This window comes from Pseudofrankia coriaricola (assembly GCF_032027725.1).
Taxonomy (GTDB): Bacteria; Actinomycetota; Actinomycetes; order Frankiales; family Frankiaceae; genus Pseudofrankia.
On record NZ_JASNFO010000050.1, the window covers coordinates 70,340 to 94,500 of the forward strand.

At 73.5% G+C, this 24,161-nt stretch carries 16 protein-coding genes and 1 pseudogene; 3 read left to right on the forward strand and 14 right to left on the reverse strand.

Features of this window, described 5'->3' with window-relative positions; all coding sequences use genetic code 11:
- Nucleotides 1–162: 162 nt before the first annotated feature.
- A complete protein-coding gene (locus tag QOZ89_RS26355; protein ID WP_241841949.1) occupies nt 163–630 on the reverse strand; it encodes an ATP cone domain-containing protein in 468 nt (155 codons plus the stop codon).
- Nucleotides 631–1,289: 659 nt separating this feature from the next.
- A complete protein-coding gene (locus tag QOZ89_RS26360; RefSeq protein WP_071050518.1) occupies nt 1,290–1,625 on the reverse strand; it encodes a hypothetical protein in 336 nt (111 codons plus the stop codon).
- Nucleotides 1,626–2,059: 434 nt separating this feature from the next.
- Between QOZ89_RS26360 and lexA the strand changes: the two genes are divergently transcribed.
- Nucleotides 2,060–2,908 carry a transcriptional repressor LexA gene (gene lexA, locus QOZ89_RS26365; protein ID WP_071050519.1) on the forward strand — a complete coding sequence of 283 codons (849 nt, stop codon included), beginning with the start codon at nt 2,060–2,062 and terminating at the stop codon, nt 2,906–2,908.
- 264 nt (nt 2,909–3,172) lie between these two features.
- Here the strand turns inward: lexA and QOZ89_RS26370 are convergent, their stop codons facing one another.
- The 12 genes and pseudogenes from QOZ89_RS26370 to QOZ89_RS26425 form a co-directional block, all read right to left on the reverse strand.
- Nucleotides 3,173–4,468, reverse strand: coding sequence for a hypothetical protein (locus QOZ89_RS26370; protein WP_083419074.1), 1,296 nt, complete (start codon nt 4,466–4,468; stop codon nt 3,173–3,175).
- 234 nt (nt 4,469–4,702) lie between these two features.
- Entirely contained in the window at nt 4,703–6,280 is a 1,578-nt protein-coding gene (gene hflX, locus QOZ89_RS26375; RefSeq protein WP_198543359.1) for a GTPase HflX, read from the reverse strand.
- A gap of 365 nt (nt 6,281–6,645) precedes the next feature.
- On the reverse strand, nt 6,646–7,536 hold the full coding sequence (gene dapF, locus QOZ89_RS26380) for a diaminopimelate epimerase (protein WP_083419075.1): 891 nt from the start codon (nt 7,534–7,536) through the stop codon (nt 6,646–6,648).
- A 38-nt stretch (nt 7,537–7,574) separates the two neighbouring features.
- On the reverse strand, nt 7,575–8,444 hold the full coding sequence (locus QOZ89_RS26385) for an EAL domain-containing protein (RefSeq protein ID WP_083419076.1): 870 nt from the start codon (nt 8,442–8,444) through the stop codon (nt 7,575–7,577).
- Between the two features lie 131 nt (nt 8,445–8,575).
- Nucleotides 8,576–8,716, reverse strand: a pseudogene (locus tag QOZ89_RS26390) (tRNA (adenosine(37)-N6)-dimethylallyltransferase MiaA); the annotation flags it as partial.
- A gap of 10 nt (nt 8,717–8,726) precedes the next feature.
- A complete protein-coding gene (locus QOZ89_RS26395) occupies nt 8,727–9,614 on the reverse strand; it encodes an alpha/beta fold hydrolase (protein ID WP_083419078.1) in 888 nt (295 codons plus the stop codon).
- On the reverse strand, nt 9,611–10,423 hold the full coding sequence (locus tag QOZ89_RS26400; protein ID WP_083419101.1) for a class III extradiol dioxygenase subunit B-like domain-containing protein: 813 nt from the start codon (nt 10,421–10,423) through the stop codon (nt 9,611–9,613). The genes QOZ89_RS26395 and QOZ89_RS26400 overlap by 4 nt, the downstream gene beginning before the upstream one ends.
- 4 nt (nt 10,424–10,427) lie before the next feature.
- Entirely contained in the window at nt 10,428–12,074 is a 1,647-nt protein-coding gene (gene miaB, locus QOZ89_RS26405; protein WP_241841937.1) for a tRNA (N6-isopentenyl adenosine(37)-C2)-methylthiotransferase MiaB, read from the reverse strand.
- Between the two features lie 176 nt (nt 12,075–12,250).
- Nucleotides 12,251–13,930, reverse strand: coding sequence for a ribonuclease Y (gene rny, locus QOZ89_RS26410; protein ID WP_071050522.1), 1,680 nt, complete (start codon nt 13,928–13,930; stop codon nt 12,251–12,253).
- A 464-nt stretch (nt 13,931–14,394) separates the two neighbouring features.
- Nucleotides 14,395–14,970: a recombination regulator RecX gene (gene recX / locus QOZ89_RS26415; protein WP_071050523.1), complete on the reverse strand. Its 576-nt coding sequence runs from the start codon at nt 14,968–14,970 to the stop codon at nt 14,395–14,397.
- Nucleotides 14,971–15,032: 62 nt separating this feature from the next.
- On the reverse strand, nt 15,033–16,070 hold the full coding sequence (gene recA / locus QOZ89_RS26420; RefSeq protein WP_071050524.1) for a recombinase RecA: 1,038 nt from the start codon (nt 16,068–16,070) through the stop codon (nt 15,033–15,035).
- A gap of 235 nt (nt 16,071–16,305) precedes the next feature.
- Nucleotides 16,306–16,500 (reverse strand): DUF3046 domain-containing protein, encoded by a 195-nt coding sequence (locus QOZ89_RS26425; protein ID WP_071050525.1) that lies wholly within the window; start codon nt 16,498–16,500, stop codon nt 16,306–16,308.
- A gap of 669 nt (nt 16,501–17,169) precedes the next feature.
- Between QOZ89_RS26425 and QOZ89_RS26430 the strand changes: the two genes are divergently transcribed.
- Both QOZ89_RS26430 and QOZ89_RS26435 read left to right on the forward strand, forming a co-directional pair.
- Complete coding sequence (locus QOZ89_RS26430) at nt 17,170–18,885, forward strand: HNH endonuclease signature motif containing protein (protein ID WP_397428847.1); 1,716 nt, start codon at nt 17,170–17,172, stop codon at nt 18,883–18,885.
- A gap of 91 nt (nt 18,886–18,976) precedes the next feature.
- Nucleotides 18,977–24,088 (forward strand): Lhr family helicase, encoded by a 5,112-nt coding sequence (locus QOZ89_RS26435; RefSeq protein WP_312625983.1) that lies wholly within the window; start codon nt 18,977–18,979, stop codon nt 24,086–24,088.
- Nucleotides 24,089–24,161: the final 73 nt, after the last annotated feature.

Consider the following 24,161-nt stretch of genomic DNA (forward strand, 5'->3'; position numbering starts at 1 on the left):
CACCCGAAGGCCTTTGCCGATGTTGTGTGGGATCTGATCGCGCCCGACGTGCGACGCGCTGGTGACCCGCCGCGCGCCGGACGCCTTCCGCGCGCTGTTCACGTTGCGGCCGGCGGCTCCGCCGGCTTCCGGTCTTGGGCCTCGGGCCGGGCCGCCCGGGGCCTAGGGTCTGGTCGACACGGGCGACACGGCGGTGACGACGTCGTCCGGCACGTCCTGCCCGGCCAGGTCGGCCCGCAACTGAGCGATCGCCCGCTCGAAGTCGGCGAGCGACTCAAACGACAGGTAGACGGACGCGAACCGCAGATAGGCGACTTCGTCGAGCTCACGCAGCGGGCCGAGAATCGCCAGGCCCACATCCTCGGCCGGGACCTCGGCGGCGCCGGACGAGCGGACCGTGTCCTCCACCCGTTGGGCGAGCCTGGCGAGTTCCTCCGAACTCACCGGGCGGCCCTGACAGGCCTTGCGGACGCCCGCGACGACCTTCGCTCTGCTGAACGGCTCGGCGGCACCGCTGCGCTTGCGCACCCGCAGCGAGGCCTCTTCCATGGTCGTGAACCGCCGCCCGCAGGAGGGACACGCCCGCCGGCGCCGGATGGCCGCGCCCTCATCGGCCTCCCGGCTGTCCATCACTCGGCTGTCGGGATGCCGGCAGAACGGACACCGCACGGCTCCTCCCCTCTTTACGGCCCACCAGGAACAACCACGGGCGCGTGTGAACACGTCCCCGTTTCAGCCCCGCCCCGGGCCTCCCCGGTGCATGGCTGACGCACGACCTGACGACCTGACCTGGAAGCTCCGACGAACGCGCCGCGACGGCCCACCGGGACGGTCGTCCGCGGCTCCGGTGGATCGCCGGCTCTCCCGGCAACAAGCTGTGGACGACTTACAGGTGTGTAACTACCAGATGTTGTGCTACCACAGTAGCGCATGCCCGGATCGCCCGTGAGCATGCCCCACGCGCGTGTCGAATCCCACCCAGCCAGATCCCGGTCGGCCGTGACCGTCCCGGCCGGTGGTCCCACCCGTCGCCGCAGGTCGCGGAGCGCCACGCGCAACCTCGTTCACGAGGCGTGACGTTCCGCTGCCCCACACCTCTGGGTCAGACCACATCAGGGCCCACGCCGCGCGTATCCAGCGCGGCGGTCGCAAGTCTGGCGACGGGCGACCAGGCCGCGCGGGCAGCGGCGGACGATCAGGCGGCGGTGCGCTGGCGGGTGACAACAGCCTGGCGCCCGCGTCGACCATATGGCCAACGTGGGCGCCAGGTAGAGGAGGGCGGCCGCCGGTCAGGCGGCGGCAAGCGCCCAGTGAACGGCCAGCCAGACAGCACTGGTGGCGCCCCAGAGGGCGAGAGCGAGCAGGAGCGCGGCCACAGCCCGGCCGCGGCTGGTCAGCCGCAGCGCGGGCGTCTGCCGGCTCGTCCGCCGGCGGCCGGACCTCGCGCCGGCGACCGGATGCTCGGCCGCCACGGCCCGCGCGAGCGGGCTGGGCACCGGCGGCGGGGCAGCGCTCGCCGGGCGGCGACGTGTTGTCGGTACGGGCAGGGCAATCACGTCGGCGCCGTCCGACTGTCGCGCGGCCGGGCGCCCTGGGACCAGGGTGGCCCCACGCGGGTTCGTCACGCCAACCTCCTAGCGGCCGGGCCGTCACCCGGCACAGCTCGTCAAGCGAAGCTCAACCAACGTCGGGGAGTCCGGGGCGGGAGCCATCGATGAGCCGAGCCGACGGATCACCGAGGGAGTCATCCCCGGCAGACATCTGGGGCCATCGGAAAGCTAGCCCAAGATCTACATATGGCGGCGACCGGCAGCAGTGGCCGGTAGCTGGGGTCAGGACGGGGACAGGGCCCGCTTCGAACTGATGGTCGATTCTTACACGCACAAGGCCGGCAGAACACGCAGACACGCTCGAACGCCTGTTTGAGATTCACGCGCCGCCGGGCTACGGTCGTCACACGATCGGGCGCAACCCGACTCCCCTTATCCACAGGTGAAACCCTGCGGGAGCCGGCGGCCCGGTCCAGCAGCATGACCTCGAGGCGAGGAGAATCTAGGCCATGACCACGCAGGGCAGGGGTCCGCGCAGGGCCGGTCGCCCGTCGGCGAGCCGCGATGAGGAGAGCGGTGGCACCGTGCGCGACTTCCCCGACGGCCCCGTCGACGACGACGGCCTGACTCCCCGTCAGCGCAAGGTGCTCGAGGTGATCCGCAATGCGGTCGAGCGGCGCGGCTACCCGCCCAGCGTGCGCGAGATCGGCGAGGCAGTGGGCCTGACCAGCACCAGCAGCGTCGCGCACCAGCTCAAGATGCTCGAGGACAAGGGCCTGCTGCGCCGCGACCCGAACCGGCCGCGGGCGATCGAGGTGGTCTCCCCCGAGGGCGGCCGGCCGGTCAGGCCGATTCCGAAGACTCGTCAGGCGGCCGGCACGAGCAGGGCCCGGGGCGGCGCGAACCCGCTGCGGGTGCACACGCTCGACCCAGCCGGCGACGCGCTTGCCCGCGAGGGCGACGAGAAGGACGCGTTGACGGCGGCGACGGCCTACGTGCCGCTGGTCGGCCGGATCGCCGCCGGTGGGCCGATCCTCGCCGAGCAGGCGGTCGAGGACGTGCTGCCGCTGCCGCGCGAGATCGTCGGCGAGGGCACGCTGTTCCTGCTCCGCGTCGTCGGTGATTCGATGATCAACGCGGCCATCTGCGACGGTGACCTGGTGGCCGTCCGCCAGCAGCCAGTCGCCGAGAACGGCGAGATCGTCGCCGCGCTGATCGACGGAGAGGCGACCGTCAAGCGGCTGCGCCGCCGCGACGGCCACGTCTGGCTCCAGCCGGAGAACCCAGCCTTCCACGACATCCCCGGCGACGACGCCACCGTCCTGGGACGGGTAGTCGCCGTCATGCGCCGGGTCTAGGGCCGTCCCGCGGCGGACGCTCCGCGCCCGCCGCCGGGCGCGGCCTGTCGGGCGCTGAGCGCCCTCCCCACCTGGTTCCAGGTACAAGCGTATGACGGGGGCTGGTCTGGTCCGGGGCCGACGACGTGGTCCGGTTAGTGCAGCGCTGATGCGCCGTCACCAGCGGTGGTTGGGTTGCGTAGTCGCGCTCCCGTCAGGCAGCTTCGCCTGCGCCCAACGTGACGTCTCGGGGTCGAACTCGGCTGGCCGACGATCCAAAGTTGGCTAGTTGGGTTCGGCCTTGCGGCGTATCGAGTAGTGCAGGACGAGGAACGGCAGGCCGAACACCCAGAACTCGTGTTCGGCCCGCAGTTCGCCGTCCTGGACGTAGACGTCGAGTTGCTCGGCGAAGCCGTGGACCACGGCGGCGGTCAGCTCCTTCGTCTCCGCGTCCACGTAGGTCAGATAGTGCCCGGGCTGGTCCAGGTCGCCGCGACTGGAGAGGACCAGGCCTCCGCCGGCCCGCGCGCTCGGCGCCAGGGTGGCCGTGAAACTGGCCCGCGGCAGCGGGAACCCGACGCTGACGTAGCCCCGGCCATCCCGGCGGTAGGTCGTGTAGATCCCGACGAACAGGGGCTCGTCGTTGTCGACGTAGGACCTGATCCAGCCCCGGACGCTCACCGTGCCGTAGCCCGCACGGCTGATCGTGTCGATCCGGCTGTGAACGCCGCGCTGCGCCTCACGCTGGTTCATGGGCACATTCGCCTGCCCGAGCGGGCGCGCCAGCAGCGTGCGGTAGAGCAGGTAGCCAGGCCGAACCCATAGCCGCCACCGCGGAACGATGTCGAGCGTGAACCGCGTCGTGTGCTCGTAGAACTCGCGTACCAGCGGGGCGACGGCCGCGGGATCGAACTCCGGGCCCGCCAGATCGTCCAGCGAGGCGACGATCCCGACGTCGGGCGCGGCGGCCTGGTAGTCGCCGCCGAGCCCCTCGGCCAGGTCGCGTACATAGCCCGTCCCGACATAGCGGGTCCTGGCCACCAGCGGGACCACGAACGGCAGGTCCTCGGCGCTGACCCGCTCAGCGAGCATCGCCACCTGCGGGTCGCGGAAGATCCCCGCCGACGCGGTCCGGAAGACGAGCACGGTGGCGCTGCCGACGAGCGCGGCCGGGACCCCGCCCCAGAGCAGCCAGCAACCGGAACCGACAGCGAGACCCACCAGCGGGCCGACTACCACCTTCTGGGGACGAAGCCCGAGCGCGCCGGCCAGCCCGCCGATGACCAGGCCCACGACGATCGGCCCGGCCCCGGTCACCGCTCCCAGGGCCCAGGCCAGGGGCGCGGCGATCGCCGTGCTCATCACGATTCGCGACCACAGCGCGGGAATCTGGCCGGGACGTTGTCGCGCCCGCGCGACCGCCTCCGAGACCGTCACCAGCAGGCCGCAGACCACTGCCGCCACGATCATGGGAAGAACGCCCCACCGGGCGGCGAGGGACAGCCCGGCAACCGCGCCGATGACAGCGGCCAGCCCGAGCGAACCGGACCTGTCAGCCTTGCCCGGTTTCTCCACGACCACGTCACGAACCTATCGGCCGCCCGGAGAAACCTCGGCGATATGTCGGTGGGCGATCAGGCGGAGCTCTGCATCCGACCAGCTCTGCATCCGACCGGACGTCACGGTCATCTGATCCCGCTCGGCATGGCCAGGCCGGCGGTCCAGGGACACGGACCCGTGTCCCTGGACCGCCCCGTAATCCTGGACCGCCGAGAACGTCAGGACGCTGCCGGCGCGTCGACGCGGAACGCCGCGCTAAGCGTCGATGCGCTGGCGGAAGGAGTCCAGCTCGGCGGCGAGACCCGCGGAGACGCGAGCGCGAAGCTCGGTGCCCGCCGCGGTGTGGGCCTGGTCGAGGACCTCGCCGGACTTGTGGATCCGGGCGACGAGATCCCCCCGGCTGTACGGAACGAGGACGTCGACCTCGACCTGCGGATGCGGCACCCGCGCGGCCAGGGCCTCCACCAGCTCGGCCAGGCCGGCGCCCGTCCTCGCCGACACACACACCGCGTCGGGCGCGATTCGCTTGATACCCGCGACCGTCGTCTTGTCGGCGATGTCGGTCTTGTTCACCACGACCAGCTCGGGCACGTTGCCGGCGTCGATGTCGTTCAGCACCTCGCGCACGGCCGAGATCTGCCCGATCGGGTCCGGATGCGAGCCGTCGACCACATGGACGATCAGGTCCGCGTCGGCGACCTCTTCGAGCGTGGAGCGGAACGCCTCGACGATCTGGTGCGGCAGGTGGCGGACGAAGCCAACCGTGTCGGTGAGCGTGAACACCCGGCCGTCGGGCAGCGTCGCGCGGCGCACCGTCGGGTCCAGGGTGGCGAACAGCGAGTCCTCCACGAGCACCCCGGCGCCGGTCAGCCGGTTGAGCAGCGACGACTTGCCGGCGTTGGTGTAGCCGGCGATCGCCACCGACGGCACCGCCCCGCGACGCCGGGACGACCGCTTGGTCTGGCGGACGGTCTCCATCTCGCGCAGCTCGCGGCGCAGCCGGGCGATCCGGGCGCGCAGCCGGCGCCGGTCCGTCTCGATCTTCGTCTCACCGGGGCCGCGCGTACCGATCGGGGCGCGGCCACCGGACGCGGCCTGCCGGGACATCGACTCACCCCAGCCTCGCAGCCGCGGCAGCATGTACTGCAGCTGCGCGAGCTCAACCTGCGCCTTGCCCTCCTTGGATGTGGCGTGCTGGGCGAAGATGTCCAGGATGAGCGCCGTCCGGTCGATGACCTTGACCTTGACGACGTCCTCCAGCTGGCGTAGCTGGCCCGGGGTGAGCTCACCGTCGCAGATCACCGTGTCGGCGCCGGCCGCCCGGACGACCTCGGCCAGCTCCTTGGCCTTGCCGGAGCCGACGTAGGTCGCGGGGTCCGGCTTGTCCCGGCGCTGGACGAGCGCGTCGAGCACCACCGAACCAGCGGTCTCGGCCAGCTGGGCAAGCTCCGCCATCGAGGTCGTGGCGTCCCTGATCGTGCCGACGGTCCACACGCCGATCAGGACCACCTGCTCCAGCCGAAGCTGGCGGTACTCGACCTCGGTGACGTCGGTGAGCTCGGTGGCGAGCCCCGGCATCCGGCGCAGCGCGCCGCGTTCCTCGACCGCCAGCTCATCGCCGGCGTCATCGTAAAAACCGAGGCCCGGCAGTGTGATCGCGCCGCCTGCGTCGCTGGCGCCGGTGTTGGCCGCCAGCACCCTGGCGACAGCCTCGGAAGTGTTCCCGTCGCCCCGCGCAGCGCTACGGCCCTCGTCGATCCCGTTCGCGGAATCGGCTGGAGAGCTGAGCCGGCGGGCCGGGTTGGTCAGTGCGGATTCAGCGGGAAGACTCATACCGTCCGTTCCAACACGACCGGCCCGTGCTTCGATTCCGCGCGGCGACCGGTCGGCCTAGTTGTCCGGGATGTGCGTTCGGGACCGCCTGCCCCGGTGCCGGTTCCCCCGCGACCGATGTGCTCCGGTGTTCCGGCCTCGGTCGTCAGGCTCTTCTCGGCCTCTCTGGCGGCCCGGCATTCGGGCCCGAACGCTCGGGCTCTCCGAACGACGGGCACGGGCACAGGATCCCCATCTTCACCCCGCTGGCACGGGAACCGCCGCGCCTCCGGTGAGGGTAGCGTGCCACGTCCCGCCTGCTCTCGCGACGGGATTTCCGCGGAAGACCACGGCCCGGCGGGCTGGCAGGTCCCGCGGCCGGCGGCCTAGACGGAGCCCGCGGCCAGGGCCGGCTGGCTGTCGCGCGCCGCGGCTGCCAGCCAGTCGGGGCGCAGCAGGCCGTCGCTGACCAGCACGGCCGGGCCGCGCAGCCGGACCTGGTCGTCGTCCCACAGCACCGTCAGCAGCCCGCCCGGCACCCCCACCGGCACCGCCACCCCGGGCCCGAGGCCCGCCCGGGTGGCACTGGCCACCGCGACGGCGCAGGCCCCGGTCCCACACGACAGCGTCTCGCCGACGCCACGCTCGTACACCCGCATCGCCACGGCGTCCGGCGCACCGATGACGATCTCGACGTTCACGCCGTCAGGGAAGACATCCGATGACACGTCCGGCGGCCTGGTCAGGTCGAGGGCGGCGAGGTCCGCCGGGCTCAGGCCGTCGGCGAAACAGACGGCGTGCGGGTTGCCCATCGACACCTGGGTGGCCCGGAAGGCCCGGCCGGCGACCGTCACGGTCACCGCGTCGAGGGAGCCGACCGACGGAGGCCCCATCTCGACCGTCACCTCACCCTCGGCGGGCACGTCCGCGCCACGCACCCCCGCCCGGGTCAGGACGGGAATCAGGCCGGGCCGCTCGTAGCCGGCGTCGACGAGGTAGCGGCCGAAGACCCGCAGCCCGTTGCCGCACATCTCCGCCAGCGACCCGTCCGCATTGCGGTAGTCCATGAACCATCGGGCCGCGTCAGGCCGTGCCACCGGCTGAGAGGCCCGCGGCTCGGCCGCGGCCAGCACCACCCGCAGCACGCCGTCGGCTCCGACACCGGTCCGCCGGTCGCACACCGCGCGCACCAGCTCCGGCGTCAGGTCGAGGTCGCCGTCCGGGTCCGGCACGATCACGAAGTCGTTGCCCGTCCCATGCCCCTTGACGAACCGCACCCGGCGATCCTACGGCGGCCGGTCGAGGGCTGGCGCTGTCAGGCGGTGGGTTGCATGTCGTGAGGGGCCGGACGGGGGTTGTCGTGGGCGTGGCGAGGACCGGGGTGGCCGGGGCGGCCGCGGCCCAGGGCGAGGAGCCGGGCGTCGTCGACGGGCAGGGGCGGGCAGAAGACCGGGCCGGCGGCGCGGTCGCAGCCAAGATCGGTGGCGCGGGCGGCGAAACGGGCGGTGTCGACGCCGTCGACGAGGACGGCGGCGCGGCGACGGTGCGCGAGGGTGACCATCGAGGCGAAGACCGCCTCGCCTTCGAGGTCGCGAAGGGTGGCCCGCACGAAACGGTCGTCCATGCGGACCAGGTCAAGGGACAGCAGGTCGAGCGTCGCCGGGGAGCCGATCCAGCTGCCGAACGCCCGGACCGAGACCGCGACACCGCGGGCTCGTAGCTGGTCGAGCAGGCGCGGCGACGACGGGGCCGCCCGGCCGAGAGTCTCCTCGGTGAACGCAAGCCCCAGAGCGCCCGGTGGCAGGGCGCCCCGGTCGCGGACGAGCGCGGTCACCTCGGCGGCGAACGTCGGCCGGGCGAGCTGGCGGGAGCCGACGTGCAGCCATAGCCGGGGCGGGCGGATGTGGGTGCCGGCGGCCATCCGGTGCCAGGTGCGGCACTCGGTGATGGCGGCCCGCAGCGCCCACAGGTCGAGCTGATCGGCGAGGCCGGCGAACCGGGCGACGGCGCGGACGTCCGCCGCGTCGAGCAGGCCCCTTTCGGGGTGCGCCCACTGGAGGCGGGCGGTCATCCCGGGGACGGAACCGGTGCGTAGATCTACCTCTGGTTCGAAGGAGAACCGGAGGGTGCCGTCATCGAAGGCGGCATACAAGGCATGGATGAGCGCTAGGTCGAGCTCGGTCACGCAAGACTCTCCCGGGGGCCGGGATGGACCAGCCACACTCCCACTGGCGCACACAGCGAGCGAGCGGTCGGCACACGTCAGGCCGCAGGGCGCGCAACGAGACGAAGCTCCGCCCAGAGGCCTACCAAGTATCAGCGCGAGCCCACCAGGCGGCGGACGGTGCCGACATCGGGCTGGCCGAGCCAGAATATCCGCGGATCACGCTTGAGCCACGACCTTTGGCGACGCGCGAACCGGCGCGTCGCGACCGCCGCCGCCACCCTGGCGTCCTCGGCTGGCTCGTCAGGCGACCTCGGCGGTGGCTCCCGGGGTGGGGAACGTCGGCGTGGACAGGCCGGCGATGGCGCCGTGGACAAAGGCGATGAGAACGCCGGCCGTGCCGGCGGGATTCTGGGCGGCGGGCGAGTGCAACGCGTCGGGGATGACGGCGTAGCTGGCGCCGAGACGCGTCGCCATCTCGGCCTGCATCCCTGGATGCCAGGCGTCGTCGCCGACGCCGTGGGTGACCAGCAGCGGAATGGCGTGCGCCGCGGCGACGGCGGCCGCGTCCGCGACCCGGTCGGGCTCGGCGAGCAGCGCCGCGCCCATGGCCAGCGTCCCCCGCTCGGAGCTGGCGAAGAAGCGCCGGCGCAGGAACTCGACCTCCTCCGGCGACCGGACGACGGTGTCGACGGCGCGTACGCCCTCCCAGACCGCGGCGAGCCCGGCCTGCGCGTGCAGCGCGATCAGGGCGCGCAGCGCCAGCCGCCGCGGCCCGACGATCGCCGCCGGCCCGGACCCCAGCAGCACGACGGACGCGAGCGCCGTCGGATGGGCGATCAGCGCGGCCCGGGCCACCAGCCCGCCGAAGGAGTGGCCGACGAGGTGCACCCGTCCACCCAGCTCCGCCGCGGCCAGCACCGTGTCGGCGGCGAGCGCGTCGACGGTGAACTGGCTGTCCGGCCCGTCCGCGTCGGGGACGGACTCGTACTGCCCCCTCAGGTCGACCGCCACGGCGCGCAGGCCGGCGGCGGCCAGCAGCGGCAGGATGGTGACGAAGTCCTCCTTGCTGCCGGTGAAGCCCGGCAGCAACAGGACGGCGGGGGCGTCGTCCTGGCCGGCGACGAGCGCCGCCAGACCCGCCACCGTCGTGCGCCGCGGCGCACCCAGCCCGTCAGCCGACGCCGTCACGCGGCACCTCCCCTTTCCCACACGCACACGAAGTAGCCGACGCCGTATGGGGCGTCGGCGTAGAGCGGGTCGGCGGCCCAGCCCGCGGCGCCGACCGCGCGCACGGCGCCGGCGAGCACCTGCCAGGAAGCTCGGCCGGCGACCAGCAGGTCCGCGGCGAGTCCGGGCTCCAGACCGAGCAGGGCCTCGAGGTCCACGTCCGCCAGCGCCCGCTCGACGATCTCGTCGTACGGCTCTGCCCGCTCGTCGAGCGAACCGGGGGCCTTCGCCGTCCGCCGCGCACTCCCGTCACCCATGACCAGCAGCGCGACCCGCTCCCCCGCCGCCGCGGCCTCCGCTTCCAGCCCGGCGCCAAGCGCCGCGGCCTCGGCCGGCTCGGCCTTCGGCGACACGCCGATCCCGCGGCGCTCCACCTCCCAGCCGGTCTCCGCGAGCAGCCAGGCGCCCACCGCCAGCGACAGCGGCAACGCGGGAGCGCCCGTCCCGGCGATCGCCCCGCTGGCCGCGGCCTCGGCCTCGGCAACGACGTCGGCAGCGGCAGCCCCAGCACCGGCCAGCGGCCCGAGGGGGACACGGAAGTCGACGCCGAAGCCGTGGAAGTCGCCGACCGCGTCCGGCCCGTACGCACGGGAGCCGGTCGCGAGCGCCTCCGGGTCGTCGCCGACGACGAGGACGGCGTCCGGGTCCGCGGCGCGCAGCCGGCGGACGGCGGCGAGCGCCGGCTCCCGCGCGCCGACCGGCTCCCCCGCGCCGACCCGGGGTACGAGCAGGGGCGGGTGCGGGCAGATCGCCGCGGCGACGAGCGTCACCTGGCTACCGTGCACCGGCCGTGGCCGCCGCGCCAGCGACCGGCGCCGCCGTGTCGGCCTCGCCGGTGCGGCCCGCCGGAGCGGCGGTGCCGACGGGATCTTCCGAGCATCCGGTCGCCGAACAGCCACAGCCGCCGCCGTGCGTGTCGTGCGCGGTCGAGGCTGACGGCGCGGTCGGCGTGGGCGAGGCGGACGGGGCGCCCAGACTGGGCATTCCGAGGCTGACCGACGGGCGGGCCTGCACCGTTCGGCCGGCCTCCCACAGGTCCGCGGCGCGGGTGCGGCGGGCGGTGACCGGCGCGCCGTCGGCGACCAGGTGGTGCGGGGCGCCGTAGGTCACGACGGTGTTGACGATGTCGCCGGGGCGCAGCCGCGCGAGCTCGGCGAGCACGGCCGCGTCGCCCGCCGCCGAGCCCTGCACCCCCGAGCGGGCCCGGGCGTTGGCGTCGGGGCCGAGGTGGACCAGGCGGCCGTCGCGGGCCCTGCCAGAGCAACGGCCCGTGGCGTCGTCCTTGCGGCCCTCCCCCTCGGCGATGAGTACCTCGGCGACCCGGCCGACCTGGGCGCGGTTCTCCTCCAGCGAGATCTCTTCCTGCAGCGCGACGAGCCGGCCGTAACGCTCGGCGACGACGTCGGGCGGGACCTGGTCTTCCATCGTGGCCGCCGGCGTGCCGGGACGCGGCGAGTACTGGAAGGTGAAGGCCCCGGAGAACCGGGCGGCGCGCACCACGTCGAGAGTGTCGGCGAAGTCGGCCTCGGTCTCCCCGGGAAAGCCGACGATGATGTCGGTAGTGATCGCGGCGTCTGGCAGGGCGGCGCGCACCCGCTCGACGATGCCGAGGTAACGGTCGCGCCGGTAGGAGCGGCGCATCCGGCGCAGCACCGCGTCCGAGCCGGACTGCAACGGCATGTGCAGCTGCGGGCAGACGTTGCCGGTCTCGGCCATCGCGATGATCACGTCGTCGGTGAAGTCGCGCGGGTGCGGCGAGGTGAACCGGACCCGCTCCAGGCCGTCGATCCGCCCGCAGGCGCGCAGCAGCTTGGCGAACGCGGCCGGATCACCGAACGAGCGGCCGTAGGAGTTGACGTTCTGGCCGAGCAGGGTGATCTCGAGGGCGCCCTCGGCGACGAGGGCCTCGACCTCGGCGAGCACGTCACCGGGACGGCGGTCACGCTCCGTGCCGCGCAGGCTGGGGACGATGCAGAAGGTGCACGTGTTGTCGCACCCGACGCTGATGCTCACCCAGGCGGAGGCGTGGCTGGCACGCCGCGCCGGCAGCGAGCTGGGGAAGACCTCCAGCGCCTCGGCGATCTCGACCTGGGCAGAGGCGTTGTGCCGGGCACGCTCGAGCAGCACCGGCAGGCGGTGCAGGTTGTGGGTGCCGAACACGACGTCGACCCAGGGCGCCTTGCGGGTGATCGTCCCGCGGTCCTTCTGCGCGAGGCAGCCACCCACGGCGATCTGCATGCCCGGGTTGGCCTTCTTCGTCGGGTAGAGATGGCCGAGGTTGCCGTACAGCCGGTTGTCGGCGTTCTCCCGGACGGCGCACGTGTTGAACACCACGAGATCCGGCGTCTCGCCGTCCGTCGCCGGGACATACCCGGCGGACTCCAGCAGCCCGGAGATCCGCTCGGAGTCGTGCACATTCATCTGGCACCCAAATGTGCGCACCTGATAGCTACGGCCACTCACCAGCCCAGCCTACGGCGATCGGGCGGGCGGGGGGGGGGGGGGCCCCCCCCCCCCCCCCCCCTCGACCAGAGGGCCAAAGGGTGTGCGAAAATGATCTTCCTTCGCACACCCGGCGGCCGTTGTCCCCAGGATCACTAACGGGCGATTTCGATGGCGCGGGTCTCGCGGACGACCGTGACCCGGATCTGGCCGGGGTAGGTGAGTTCGTCCTCGATCTGGCGGGCCACGTCGCGAGCGAGCAGATGGGCCGCGGAGTCGTCGACCTCCTCGGGGACCACCATGACCCGGACCTCACGGCCGGCCTGCATGGCGAAGACCCGCTCGACACCGGGACGGTCGCTCGCGATCTGTTCGATGCGCTCCAACCGGCGGACGTAGGACTCAAGGCTGTCGCGGCGCGCGCCGGGCCGTCCGCCCGAGATCGCGTCGGCGGCCTGAGTGAGTACCGCTTCGACGGAGCGCGGCTCGACCTCGTTGTGATGGGCCTCGATGGCGTGGACGACGTCCTCGTGCTCGCCGTAGCGGCGCGCGATCTCGGCGCCGACGAGGGCGTGCGACCCCTCGACCTCGTGGGTGAGCGCCTTGCCGAGGTCGTGCAGCAGGGTGCCGCGTTTCGCGATGGCCGTGGGGAGGCGCAGCTCGGCCGCCATCACGCCGGCCAGGTGCGCCGACTCGACGAGGTGGGCCAGCACGTTCTGGCCGTAGCTGGTGCGGTAGCGCAGGCGGCCCAGCAGCACGATCAGCTCCGGGTGCATGTCGCCGATGCCGACGTTGACGAGCGCGTCCTCGCCGGCGCGGACGCAGCGGGTCTCGACCTCGCGCTGGGCGCGTTCGTACTCCTCCTCGATGCGCTGGGGGTGGATCCGGCCGTCGGCGACCAGCGCGGCCAGTGTGATCCGGCCGACCTCACGGCGCACCGGGTCGAAGCAGCTGAGCAGCACCGCTTCGGGGGTGTCGTCGATGAGGACGTTGACGCCGGTGACCGACTCGAAGGCGCGGATGTTGCGGCCTTCCCGGCCGATGATCCGCCCCTTCATCTCGTCGCCCGGCAGGTGCAGCACCGACACCACCGATTCGGCGGTCTGCTCCGCGGCGACCCGCTGGATCGCCAGGGTGACGATGCGCCGCGCCCGGTCCTGGGCCTCCTCCTCGGCGCGGGCTTCGATCTCGCGGGCGAGGGTCGCCGCCTCCAGCCGGGACTGCTGCTCGACGACGGTGAGCAGCTCGGACTTCGCCTCCGCCGAGGTCATGCCGGAGGCCTGTTCGAGGGCAGCCAGGCGACGGGCGTCCAGTTCCTCGGTCTCCTTGGCCCGGCGGGCGAGCGCGGCATCCCGTTCGACGAGCTCACGGTCGCGCGACTCGATCCGGCGGGTCTGGTCCTCGAGGGCGGCCAGTCGTTCCTCGACGCGCGTCTCACGCTGGGCGAGGCGGTTGTCCCAGTCGCGCAGTTCCTCACGCCGGCCGCGCAGCTCGGCGAGGGCCTTGTCTCGTTCCTGCTGTGCCTCGCGCCGGGCGGCCTCGGCCCGGTCACGCTCCGCCTCGGCGAGCTTGCGGGCAAGGGCCTCGGCTTTCTCCCGGGCCGCCGCTTCGGTCTTCTCCGTGGCGGCCGCTTCGGCCTTGGCGACGGCCTCCGCCTGCGCGGCCAACAATGCCGCCGCTGTCTGGCCGTCGTTGGTCGATGGCGAGGCGGAGATCACGCGGGGCGCTTCGACGGCGGGGCGAGCACCCGCTCGGATCAGCCGCGCGGCGACCAGGATGAGGGTGACGACGGCGACCAGCACCACCGCGACGAGTGCCACGAGCACGCCGACCACCGATGCTCCTCCCGGGAGGGGGAGCCGGATCTCCGTCGATATCCGCGCGCGGATGTCGACGAGGAAGCTGCTCCCCGGGCCATCCAGCCCACCAGGAAGGCAGCCACCGGCCGGCGAAAACGAAGCCGACCCGCCAGTTCCCGTAGACCGGACTGGAGCGGCGAAGGACCCACCCCGAACGGCGGCGTCCACCAGGGCGGAAAAGACGTGGCCACGCCTTCCCTGCACAGCCAGCGCTCACTGAACGTTGCAGAGGACCAACGGGGCGCGAACATGTCTCTCCACGCCGTAGTTGGGCCCCGACAGCGCACGAAGCGCCGAAGTTGCCCTCGTGTGTAGTTAGCCAACTATCGCGACCGCGTAGTCCGCGGGAGTCCTCGCACCGTTGCCGAGAGTAGGTCGACCGCTTTTCCCAGGTCAAGAAATACCGGATGCCCGGACCCCCGGCCCTGGTCAGAGACCGGTCAGCCGTCTCCGTGGCCGGGCTCGTCGACGTCACCGAAGCCGGCCGCTCCCGCGGGGTGATCGTCGAGGTCGCTCTCCGAACCGAGCAGTTCGGTGACGACCCGGACGGCGAGCTCCGTCGGGTAGCCCTTGCGACCAAGCATGGCGACCAGGCGGCGCAGCTGGACCTGCCGGTCCAGCCCGGCCATGGTCCTCAGCCGACGGGCGACGAGCTCGCGAGCGGTGGCCTCCTCGTCCGCGCCGCCGACATCCGCCAACGCGGCGGCGGCGACGTCGTCGTCCACGCCCCGGCGCCGCAGCTCGACCGCGAGCCCCCGCCTGGCCAGTCCGCGGTTCTCCCTGGCCGAGGAGACCACCGCCGTCGCGAACGCGTCGTCGTCGATCAGCCCGACCGCCGTCAGCCGGTCGAGCACCGCCTCCGCGACATCGTCGGCCACCCCTCGCCGCCGCAACGTCCCCGCCAGCTCCGCCCTGCTGCGCGCCCGAACCGCCAGCTGCCGCAGGCAGATCTCCCGCGCCACCCCCACCGGGTCCCGCTCCGCCTCCACGGCCCCCCGCCCGCCCTGCCCGGCCATGCGTTCCTCCTGGACCAAGTAGCTCGACGTTGAGAACCGGGCAGCGCGACAGGGCAGCAAGATCAGAGATCGACCGGGACAGGCGCGAGGACGTCACCGTCGAGGGTGGGGATGATGCCCAGCTTCTCCTTGATGCGCTTCTCGATCTCGTCGGCGAGGTCGGGGTTGTCGCGCAGGAAGTTGCGGGCGTTCTCCTTGCCCTGGCCGAGCTGGTCGCCGTCGTAGGTGTACCAGGCGCCGGACTTCCGGACGATCCCGTGCTCGACGCCCATGTCGATGAGCGAGCCCTCGCGGCTGATGCCGCCGCCGTAGACGATGTCGAACTCGGCGGTGCGGAACGGCGGGGCGACCTTGTTCTTGACGACCTTCACCCTGGTCCGGTTGCCGACCGCCTCAGCCCCGTCCTTGAGCGTCTCGATCCGGCGGACGTCGAGGCGCACGGATGCGTAGAACTTCAGCGCCTTGCCACCGGTCGTCGTCTCCGGCGAGCCGAACATGACACCGATCTTCTCGCGGAGCTGGTTGATGAAGATCGCGGTGGTGTTGGAGTTCGACAGCGCGCCCGTCATCTTGCGCAGCGCCTGGGACATCAGCCTGGCCTGCAGGCCGACGTGGCTGTCGCCCATCTCGCCCTCGATCTCGGCCCGCGGCACCAGCGCGGCCACCGAGTCGATGACGATGATGTCCAGCGCGCCGGAGCGAACCAGCAGGTCGGCGATCTCGAGGGCCTGCTCGCCCGTGTCCGGTTGGGAGACCAGCAGGTTGTCGGTGTCGACGCCGAGCTTGGACGCGTAGTCCGGGTCGAGCGCGTGCTCGGCGTCAACGAAGGCGGCGATGCCGCCGGCCGCCTGCGCGCTCGCCACCGCGTGCAGCGCGACCGTCGTCTTGCCGGACGACTCCGGGCCGTAGATCTCGATGATCCGGCCGCGGGGCAGACCACCGATCCCGAGCGCCACGTCGAGCGCGATCGACCCGGTGGGAATGACCTGGATGGGCATGCGGGTCTCGTCGCCGAGGCGCATGACGGAGCCCTTGCCGAACTGCTTGTCGATCTGCGCGAGGGCGTTGTCCAACGCCTTGGCGCGGTCGGGTCCTGCCATCGGAGCAACTCCTGGCTGAGGTCGTCGAGTCTTGGTGGCCACGAGGCGACGTTAGGGGGTCGGTCCGACAGTTTCGAGGGCCGCCTCGCATCTGTGGACAACCGCGCGCATGTGGACAACCTTAGCCGAACACGCGTTCGACTTCGAACCCAACACGCCGAACCCCGCCAGGTTTTCCCCGACGAGCCGCCCCGTGCTCCGCCGGAGCGGGCCAGGCCGCGGCGAGCGCGGAGAGTCAGTGCTCCCTGGCGGGGACGTCGAACTCCGCGCACACGGCACGCCAGACGGCCTTCGCGTCCTCGCCCCGGGCGAACGCACCTTCGACAGTGACGCCGCCGAGGCTGGCCAGCACATGGTCGCGAGCGACGGACTCCGCGTATTCGGCGCCGAACTGCCTGTTCATCCGGGCCCAGAACTCCGTGAGTCGCACCCGCCCAGTGTGCCTGCCAGCCCACCCGGTGAACCCCGCGGCCCTGGGCCGACAGTCGAAGCCGGCTGAAGCCAGGCGGCGTGGGCCTGGCGGTGGCGACTGGCCGCGACCGGGCGGCCACGCAAGCCCCGCGGCCGACGTCAGCGCGGGTCCAGGGACCGACGAGGCGCGCCGAGGGCCGCTCATCCGGTGATCGGCCCGGACGTGCCGGTCGCCAGTCCCGCGGCGCACGTCCAGCGCCATCTCTCAGGGGCTGGTAACGCGGCCCCGCCGAGAAACACACGTTCCGCGGAACGCGAAGATCACTTTCCAGTCCACGGAACCGGCAAGCCGCCCGACAGCCCCACCTGTCCGTCCGCGGGCCGGCCACCAACGTTGGCCTCAAGGTCCGGCACGCCCCCCGCCAGGCACCGAGTGGCGAGCGAGAACCCGGCGGCGACGCCGGACAGCGGACACGGAGGACAGCGGACGGCAGACACCGGGACACGGATGAGCGCGGAGACAGGAAAGCGCGAGATACGGAGGCGCGGAGATACGGAGATCCGCGCTCGCCTCGCCACCTTCACCAGCCTCGCTCCCCCAGGCTGACCTGCGAAAATGTCGTACCCGAACGCGACCATGGCGGCAGCGGCGGGCGCGGGGCCCGCCACCCCTGTCCCGGCGGTGCCCATGACCACCACGAAGATCGATATCAGCTCCCTCGGCGCCGAGTCGCCCGGCGTCGGTGCATCCACCTCCGTGGTGGACGAGGTCGAAACGGTCCCGCTGACGGAGCTGGAACGCGCCATCTGTGCCTGGGCGGCGCGGATCGCCGCGGCGACCTGCCAGCTGCTGACGATGCTGGCCGCGTTCGACCGGCGGCGAGGCTGGTCGGGGCTGGGAATGGCGACCTGCGCACAGTGGCTGTCCTGGCGGTGTGGCCTGGGAATCCGGACGGCACAGGAACACATGGCCGTCGCCCACGCGCTGGAGGAGCTGCCCGCGCTGCGGGCGGCGTTCGCCGAGGGACGGTTGTCCTACTCCAAGGTGCGCGCCGTGGCGCGCGTGGCCGAGACCGCGACGGAGCAGACCTGGCTGTCGCATGCGCTGCACTGCACCGCAGGCCAGCTTGAGCGGCTCGCGTCGCGCTACCACCAGCTGACTGCGGATCCGGCCGAGCAGCGGGCGACGCGGAAGGTGACCTGGAGTACCCGCGCGGACGGGCTGTTTCGCCTGCAGGCTGTGCTGACGGCGGAGGAGGGCGCCCGGCTGGCCGTCGCGATCGACGCCGCGAGAGCCAGCCTCGACGACTCCAGTCCACCCCGGACCGGCGCCGAGGCCGAGGCGTCGCCGGCGGACGGGCAGATCGTCAACGCCCCGCGAGACCGGAAGGCCGACGCCGACGCGTTGGTGGCGCTGGCTGAGGGCTTCCTTCACCGGCCTGTCCCAGACCTGATGAGCCCGTCCCACACGGTCACCGTGCATGTCGACGCCGAGACTCTGCTGAGCACCGGTCAGCGCGTGGCGGGGGCCCGGAGTCCCGCGGGCGTGGCGGGAGGCCCGACCGGCCTCGCGAGGGATGGGATGGCCCCGACGGGCGAGCCCCCGCGAAGCGCCGGTCGGCCGCCGAACACGCCCAGGGCTCCGGCGCCCAGCGCCGGAGGGCGGACGCGGGAGGCGCCTCGCCAGGTCAGCACCGCTGACACCACCGATGGCCTGGCGAAAGGGCTCGCCCGATCAGGTGACGGAGGCTGGAGTGACGGAGGCAGGCATGAAGGGCTGGTGGCTTCGGGGGCGACGACGACCGGTTCGGATCCGGTCAGCAGGCTTGCCCGTGGCCTGCTGCGTTGCGACGCGGAGCCCGAGGTCGGCCTGCCCCAGGCGGTGCTGCGCCGGCTCGGCTGCGACGGCCTGATGCGAGCGCTGGTCCGGGACACGGCCGGGAACCCGCTCGCGCTCGGGCGGCGGCGCCGGGTACCGACCCGCCGGCTACGGGAGGCCGTCTACGCCCGTGACCAGGGCACCTGTCGGTATCCGGGCTGCACCCACACCCGCTGGCTTCAGGTGCATCACCTGCTGGAGTGGCTGGCCGATGAGGGCGACACAGATCTGGAGAACCTGACGCTGGTGTGCAGCCGCCATCACCAGCTGATCCATGACGAGGGCATCACCCTGAGCCGCCGTGACGACGGAAGGATCGTCGCGACGCTGCCCGACGGCTTCGTCGTGACCCCGGCACCGTGTCTGGACGCCGGTACCCGGCCCGTCGCCCGCCTCGCCGCGGCGACGCGAGACGTCGCCGCCGACGCGATTCAGACTCACGGCGGCGGACGTCTCAGCTGGGACGACTCGCTCTTCGTCCTCATGCAACATCGTCGGCCACCCGCTGGTAGACCGGCCGCGTAGCCGAACACGGGCACCTGCGTAGCGGACTGGCGCCACAAGCGGCCAGGTCGGACGGAGCGCTGTGTCGGAGGTGGGATGCAGACTGGCCTCCATGTCCTCTTCCGACCCCCTCGCGACGTTCTCGGCGCCGACCAGGGCATGGTTCTCCGCCGCCTTCCCGGCGCCGACCGCGGCCCAGGCCGGCGCGTGGACGGCGGTGCGGGCGGGCGGCAGCGCGTTGGTGGTGGCGCCGACCGGCTCGGGCAAGACCCTCGCGGCGTTCCTGTGGTCGCTGGACGAACTCGTGCGTGCCGGCCTGCCAGACGCCGCGCGCCCGCGCTCCGCGTCATCACCGGCCGCGTCCTCACGACGGGCAACCGCGTCCGCGCCGCGGACCTCGTCACAGACGTCCTCGCCGGTTTCGCCCCCGGACCCCACCCGCCGCTGCCGGGTCCTCTACGTCAGCCCGCTCAAGGCGCTCGCTGTGGACGTGGCTCGCAACCTGCGGGCTCCGCTGGCGGGCATCCAGGCCGCCGCGACCCGGCTGGGCGTGACCGTGCCCGAGGTGACGGTCGCGATGCGCACCGGCGACACCCCGGCCACCGAGCGGCGCGCGTTCGGCCGCACCCCGCCCGACATTCTGATCACCACGCCGGAGTCGCTGTTCCTCATCCTGACCAGCCAGGCGCGCGAGTCGCTGCGCGGCGTGGAAACGGTGATCGTGGACGAGGTGCACGCGGTCGCGAGCACGAAGCGCGGCGCCCACCTGGCGCTCAGCCTCGAACGCCTCGATGCCCTGCTGGAAACCCCGGCGCGGCGGATCGGCCTGTCCGCGACGGTGCGCCCGGTGGAGGAGGTCGCGCGTTTCCTCGGCGGCGCCCGCCCGGTGACGGTGGTCCGCCCACCGACCGAGAAGACCCTGCAGGTCGACGTCGTGGTGCCCGTCCAGGACATGGCCGACCCCGGCGCCCCCGCCGGCCTCGGCCGGGGTCCCTCCCGGATCGGCGAAGCCGATCTGGGAGGTCTGCTGGCCAGCCCCGACAGCTCCGGGGCGCTCGCCGGGCTTCCCGGCCTGGACACCCTGGGCGGCGGGCCGCCCGCCGCCGTGCCGAGCCGGCCGTCGATCTGGCCGGCCGTCGAGGCACGAGTGCTCGACCTGATCGAGGCGCACACGTCGACGATCGTCTTCGCCAACTCGCGGCGGGTGGCGGAACGGCTGTGCGCCAAGCTGAACGAGCTGCACGCGCAGCGGCTGCTGGCGGCCGAGATGGCGGGTGTGGAGCGCGGCTCGGGAATGATCGACCTGGACGATCTCGACGGCCCGGTCATGGCCGCGCCGGAGGCGACCGGCACGCCCGCCGAGGTGATGGGCCAGGCGGGTTCCGCCCAACCGCTCCCGTTCGCCGAGGTGGCCCGGGCGCACCACGGCAGCGTCAGCCGGGAGCAGCGGCTGCTGATCGAGGAGGACCTCAAGGCCGGCCGGCTGCCCGCCGTGGTCGCGACCTCCAGCCTGGAGCTGGGCATCGACATGGGCTCCGTCGACCTGGTGGTCCAGATCTCCTCGCCGCCGAGCGTCGCCGCCGGCATGCAGCGGGTCGGCCGCGCCGGCCACCAGGTTGGCGCGGCCAGCCGCGGGGTGGTGCTGCCCAGCCACCGTGGCGACCTCCTGGAGTGCGCGGTGGTCGCCGAGCGGATGCGCGACGGGGAGATCGAGGAGGCGCGCTACCCGCGTAACCCGCTCGACGTCCTCGCCCAGCAGATCGTCGCGATGGTCGCGGTCGACACGTGGCCGGTCGATGAGCTGGGAGCGCTGGTCCGGCACGCGGCGCCGTTCGCGACGCTGCCGGCGTCCGCGTTCGAGGCGGTGCTGGACATGCTGGCCGGCCGGTACCCCTCGGACGCGTTCGCCGAGCTGCGCCCGCGGATCGTCTGGGACCGCGCGGCGGGCACGGTGACGGGCCGGCCGGGCGCGCAGCGGCTCGCGGTGACCAGCGGCGGCACGATCCCCGATCGTGGCCTGTTCGGCGTGTTCCTCGTGGGCGAGAAGGCGAGCCGGGTCGGCGAGCTCGACGAGGAGATGGTCTACGAGTCCCGCGTCGGCGACGTGGTGCTGCTCGGGTCGTCGAGCTGGCGGGTCGAGGAGATCACCCCGGACCGGGTGCTGGTCACCCCGGCGCCGGGCCGGCCGGGCCGGCTGCCCTTCTGGCACGGCGACTCCCCCGGCCGCCCCGCCGAGCTCGGCCGGGCGCTCGGCGGGTTCCTGCGCGAGCTCACGAAGAAGACGCCGGACGAGGCCGAGGCACGGCTTCGCGCCGCGGGCCTGGACGAGTGGGCGGCGAGCAACCTGCTCACCTACCTGGACGAGCAGCGGGCCGCCACCGGCCGCCTGTCCGACGACCGCACGCTCGTCGTCGAGCGGTTCCGCGACGAGCTGGGCGACTGGCGCCTGGCCGTGCACTCGCCGTTCGGCGCCCGGGTCAACGCCCCGTGGGCCCTGGCGATCGGCGGCCGCCTGCGCGAGCGCTACGGCGTCGAGGTCCAGATCATGCACACCGACGACGGCATCGTCGCCCGGGTGCCCGACGCCGACGCGCCGCCGACCGCGGCGGACGCCGTCTTCGACCCCGACGAGATCTCCGCCCTCGTGCGGGCGGAGGTCGGCGGCAGCGCGCTGTTCGCCAGCCGGTTCCGCGAGTGCGCGGGGCGGGCGCTGCTGCTGCCGCGCCGCTCCCCCGGGAGGCGCACGCCGCTGGGGCAGCAGCGCCAGCGCAGCGCGGCGCTGCTGTCGGTGGCCGCCGAGTTCGAGAGCTTCCCGGTGGTGCTGGAGACGATGCGCGAGTGCCTGCAGGACGTCTTCGACGTCCCGGGCCTGACCGCGCTCATGCGCGACGTCGACGCCCGCCGGCTGCGGGTCGTCGAGGTCGAGACGCCGGCGCCGTCGCCGTTCGCCCGGTCCCTGCTGTTCGGCTACGTCGCCACCTTCATCTACGACGGGGACGCCCCGCTGGCTGAGCGGCGCGCGCAGGTGCTGTCGCTGGACAGCCGGATGCTCGCCGAGCTGCTCGGCGAGGCGGACCTGCGGGAACTGATCGCCCCGGAGGCGCTCGCCGCCGTCGAGGCGGAGCTCGCGCGGCTGGCACCCGAGCGACAGGCCCGCGACCTCGAGGGGGCCGCCGACCTCCTGCGGGTGCTCGGCGACCTGACGACGCCCGAGGCGCTCGCCCGGGGCGCGACCGAGGAATGGCTCGAGGCGCTCGCCGCCGCGGGCCGGGCACTGCGGGTGCGGATCGCCGGCGAGGAACGCTGGGTCGCGGTCGAGGACGCGGGGCGGCTGCGCGACGCGCTGGGAGTGCCGCTGCCGATGGGGGTGCCGGCGGCGTTCACCGAGCCGGTCCGCGACCCGCTCGGTGACCTGGTCTCCAGGTACGCCCGCACGCACGGCCCGTTCGACGCCGACGAGCTGGCCACGCGGTTCGGCCTGGGTGTCTCGGTGGCCGTGGCGGCCCTGGAACGTCTGGTGGGGGTCGGCCGGCTGGTCAGGGGCGAGCTGCGGCCGGGGCGGCCGGGGGAACAGTGGTGCGACGCCGAGGTGCTGCGCAGGCTGCGACGGCGCAGCCTGGCGGCGCTGCGCCGTGAGGTGGAGGCGGTGCCGCCGCGTGCGCTCGCGGCCTTCCTGCCCGCCTGGCAGGCGGTGACCAGTGGGCGTTCGCGCGGTGTCGACGGGGTGGCCAGGGCCGTCGAGCAGCTGCAGGGGGCGTTGATCCCGGCCAGTGCCTGGGAGCAGCTGGTCCTGCCGGCCCGGGTGTCCGACTACTCGCCCGCGATGCTCGACGAGCTGTGCGCGAGCGGTGAGGTGCTGTGGGCCGGGGCGGGCGGGCTGCCCGGTGACGACGGCTGGTTGACCCTGGTGCTCGCCGACGCCGCCCCCTTGCTGCTTCCTCCGGTCGCGCCGGACCTCGCCACCGACACCACCACCGCGGCGGCCATGGCCGCGGGTGCCGGCGAGGCGGAGAGGAGGGTGGACGAGCCCGCGAGCGGCGAGGTGGTGGATCTGGGCGGCGTCGCCGCCGGGGTGGCGAGCCCGCTGCACCGCGCGGTTCTCGACGCGCTCGCCGACGACCAGGCGCTGTTCTTCCGAACCCTGTCGGACCGGGTCGGCAGCCTGGACGACACGGCGCTCGCGAACGTGATCTGGGATCTCGCCTGGGCGGGTCTGATCACCAACGACACGCTCGCCCCACTGCGCGCCCGCCTCGCGGGAGGCTCGGCCACCGCCCACCGGTCGGCGCCGCGCCCCCGCCGGACGAGCCTCCGTTTCGCCTCGGGCCACCATCCACCAGGGGCCGCCGGCCTCGGCCGGGGAGCGGGCCTTGGCCGCCCCGCGGTGCCCCGCCGTTCCGGGCCGCCCATGGTCGCGGGCCGCTGGTCGCTGCTGCCCGCCCGCGACACCGACCCGACGCGGCGGGCGCACGCACTCACCGAGACGCTGCTGGACCGGCACGGCATCGTCACCCGGGGGGCTGCCACCGCCGAGCACGCCCCCGGCGGGTTCGCCGCCGTCTACCGGGTGCTGTCCGCCTTCGAGGACGCGGGCCGGGCCCGCCGCGGCTACTTCGTCGAGGGGCTCGGCGCGGCCCAGTTCGCGATGCCGGGCGCGGTCGACCGGCTCCGCGTGATCGCCGGCGAGCAGCGCGCCGCGGCCGAGGAACCCGACTGGGCCGCCGAGCCAGCGGGTCCCGCCGGCCCGGCCGGCCAGGTCGGGCTCGGGGGCACCGTCGGAAATATCCACATGTTCGGCCGGATCCCGGGCGCGGGAGGTGCGCGGGCCGGGGCGGAACGACGAGCTGTGGTGCTCGCGGCCACCGACCCGGCGAACCCGTATGGCGCGGCGCTGCCCTGGCCTTCCCGGCCGGAGGGGGTGGGCGGCGATGGTCCTGGTCATCGCCCCGGCCGCAAGGCGGGGGCGTTGGTCGTGCTGGTCGACGGCGACCTGCTGCTCTACGTCGAACGCGGTGGGAAGACGCTGCTGTCCTGGCCGAACCCGGCACGGGCGCTGCAACCGGCGGTGGACGCGCTGGCGCTCGCGGTACGCGATGGCTGGCTCGGCCGGTTGGCCGTCGAGCGAGCCGACGGGCAGGCGGTCACCGGCAGCGCGCTGGGCGAGGCGCTGCTGCGCGCCGGCTTCCACCCGACGCCCCGGGGCGGCCTGCGTCTGCGCGGCTGACGCGCGCCCATTGAGGGATCACTCGCGGGTCCGCTACCGGCGCGGTCCGGTACCGGCGGGGCCGCCGCTGGGC

What these genes read in the sequence shown, in the direction of transcription:
- QOZ89_RS26355 (WP_241841949.1), bottom strand. Translation starts at nt 630, where the DNA reads ATGGACAGCCGGGAGGCCGATGAGGGCGCGGCCATCCGGCGCCGGCGG.
- lexA (WP_071050519.1), top strand. Translation starts at nt 2,060, where the DNA reads ATGACCACGCAGGGCAGGGGTCCGCGCAGGGCCGGTCGCCCGTCGGCG.
- hflX (WP_198543359.1), bottom strand. Translation starts at nt 6,280, where the DNA reads ATGAGTCTTCCCGCTGAATCCGCACTGACCAACCCGGCCCGCCGGCTC.
- miaB (WP_241841937.1), bottom strand. Translation starts at nt 12,074, where the DNA reads ATGAATGTGCACGACTCCGAGCGGATCTCCGGGCTGCTGGAGTCCGCC.
- recX (WP_071050523.1), bottom strand. Translation starts at nt 14,970, where the DNA reads ATGGCCGGGCAGGGCGGGCGGGGGGCCGTGGAGGCGGAGCGGGACCCG.
- recA (WP_071050524.1), bottom strand. Translation starts at nt 16,070, where the DNA reads ATGGCAGGACCCGACCGCGCCAAGGCGTTGGACAACGCCCTCGCGCAG.
- QOZ89_RS26430 (WP_397428847.1), top strand. Translation starts at nt 17,170, where the DNA reads ATGACCACCACGAAGATCGATATCAGCTCCCTCGGCGCCGAGTCGCCC.
- QOZ89_RS26435 (WP_312625983.1), top strand. Translation starts at nt 18,977, where the DNA reads ATGTCCTCTTCCGACCCCCTCGCGACGTTCTCGGCGCCGACCAGGGCA.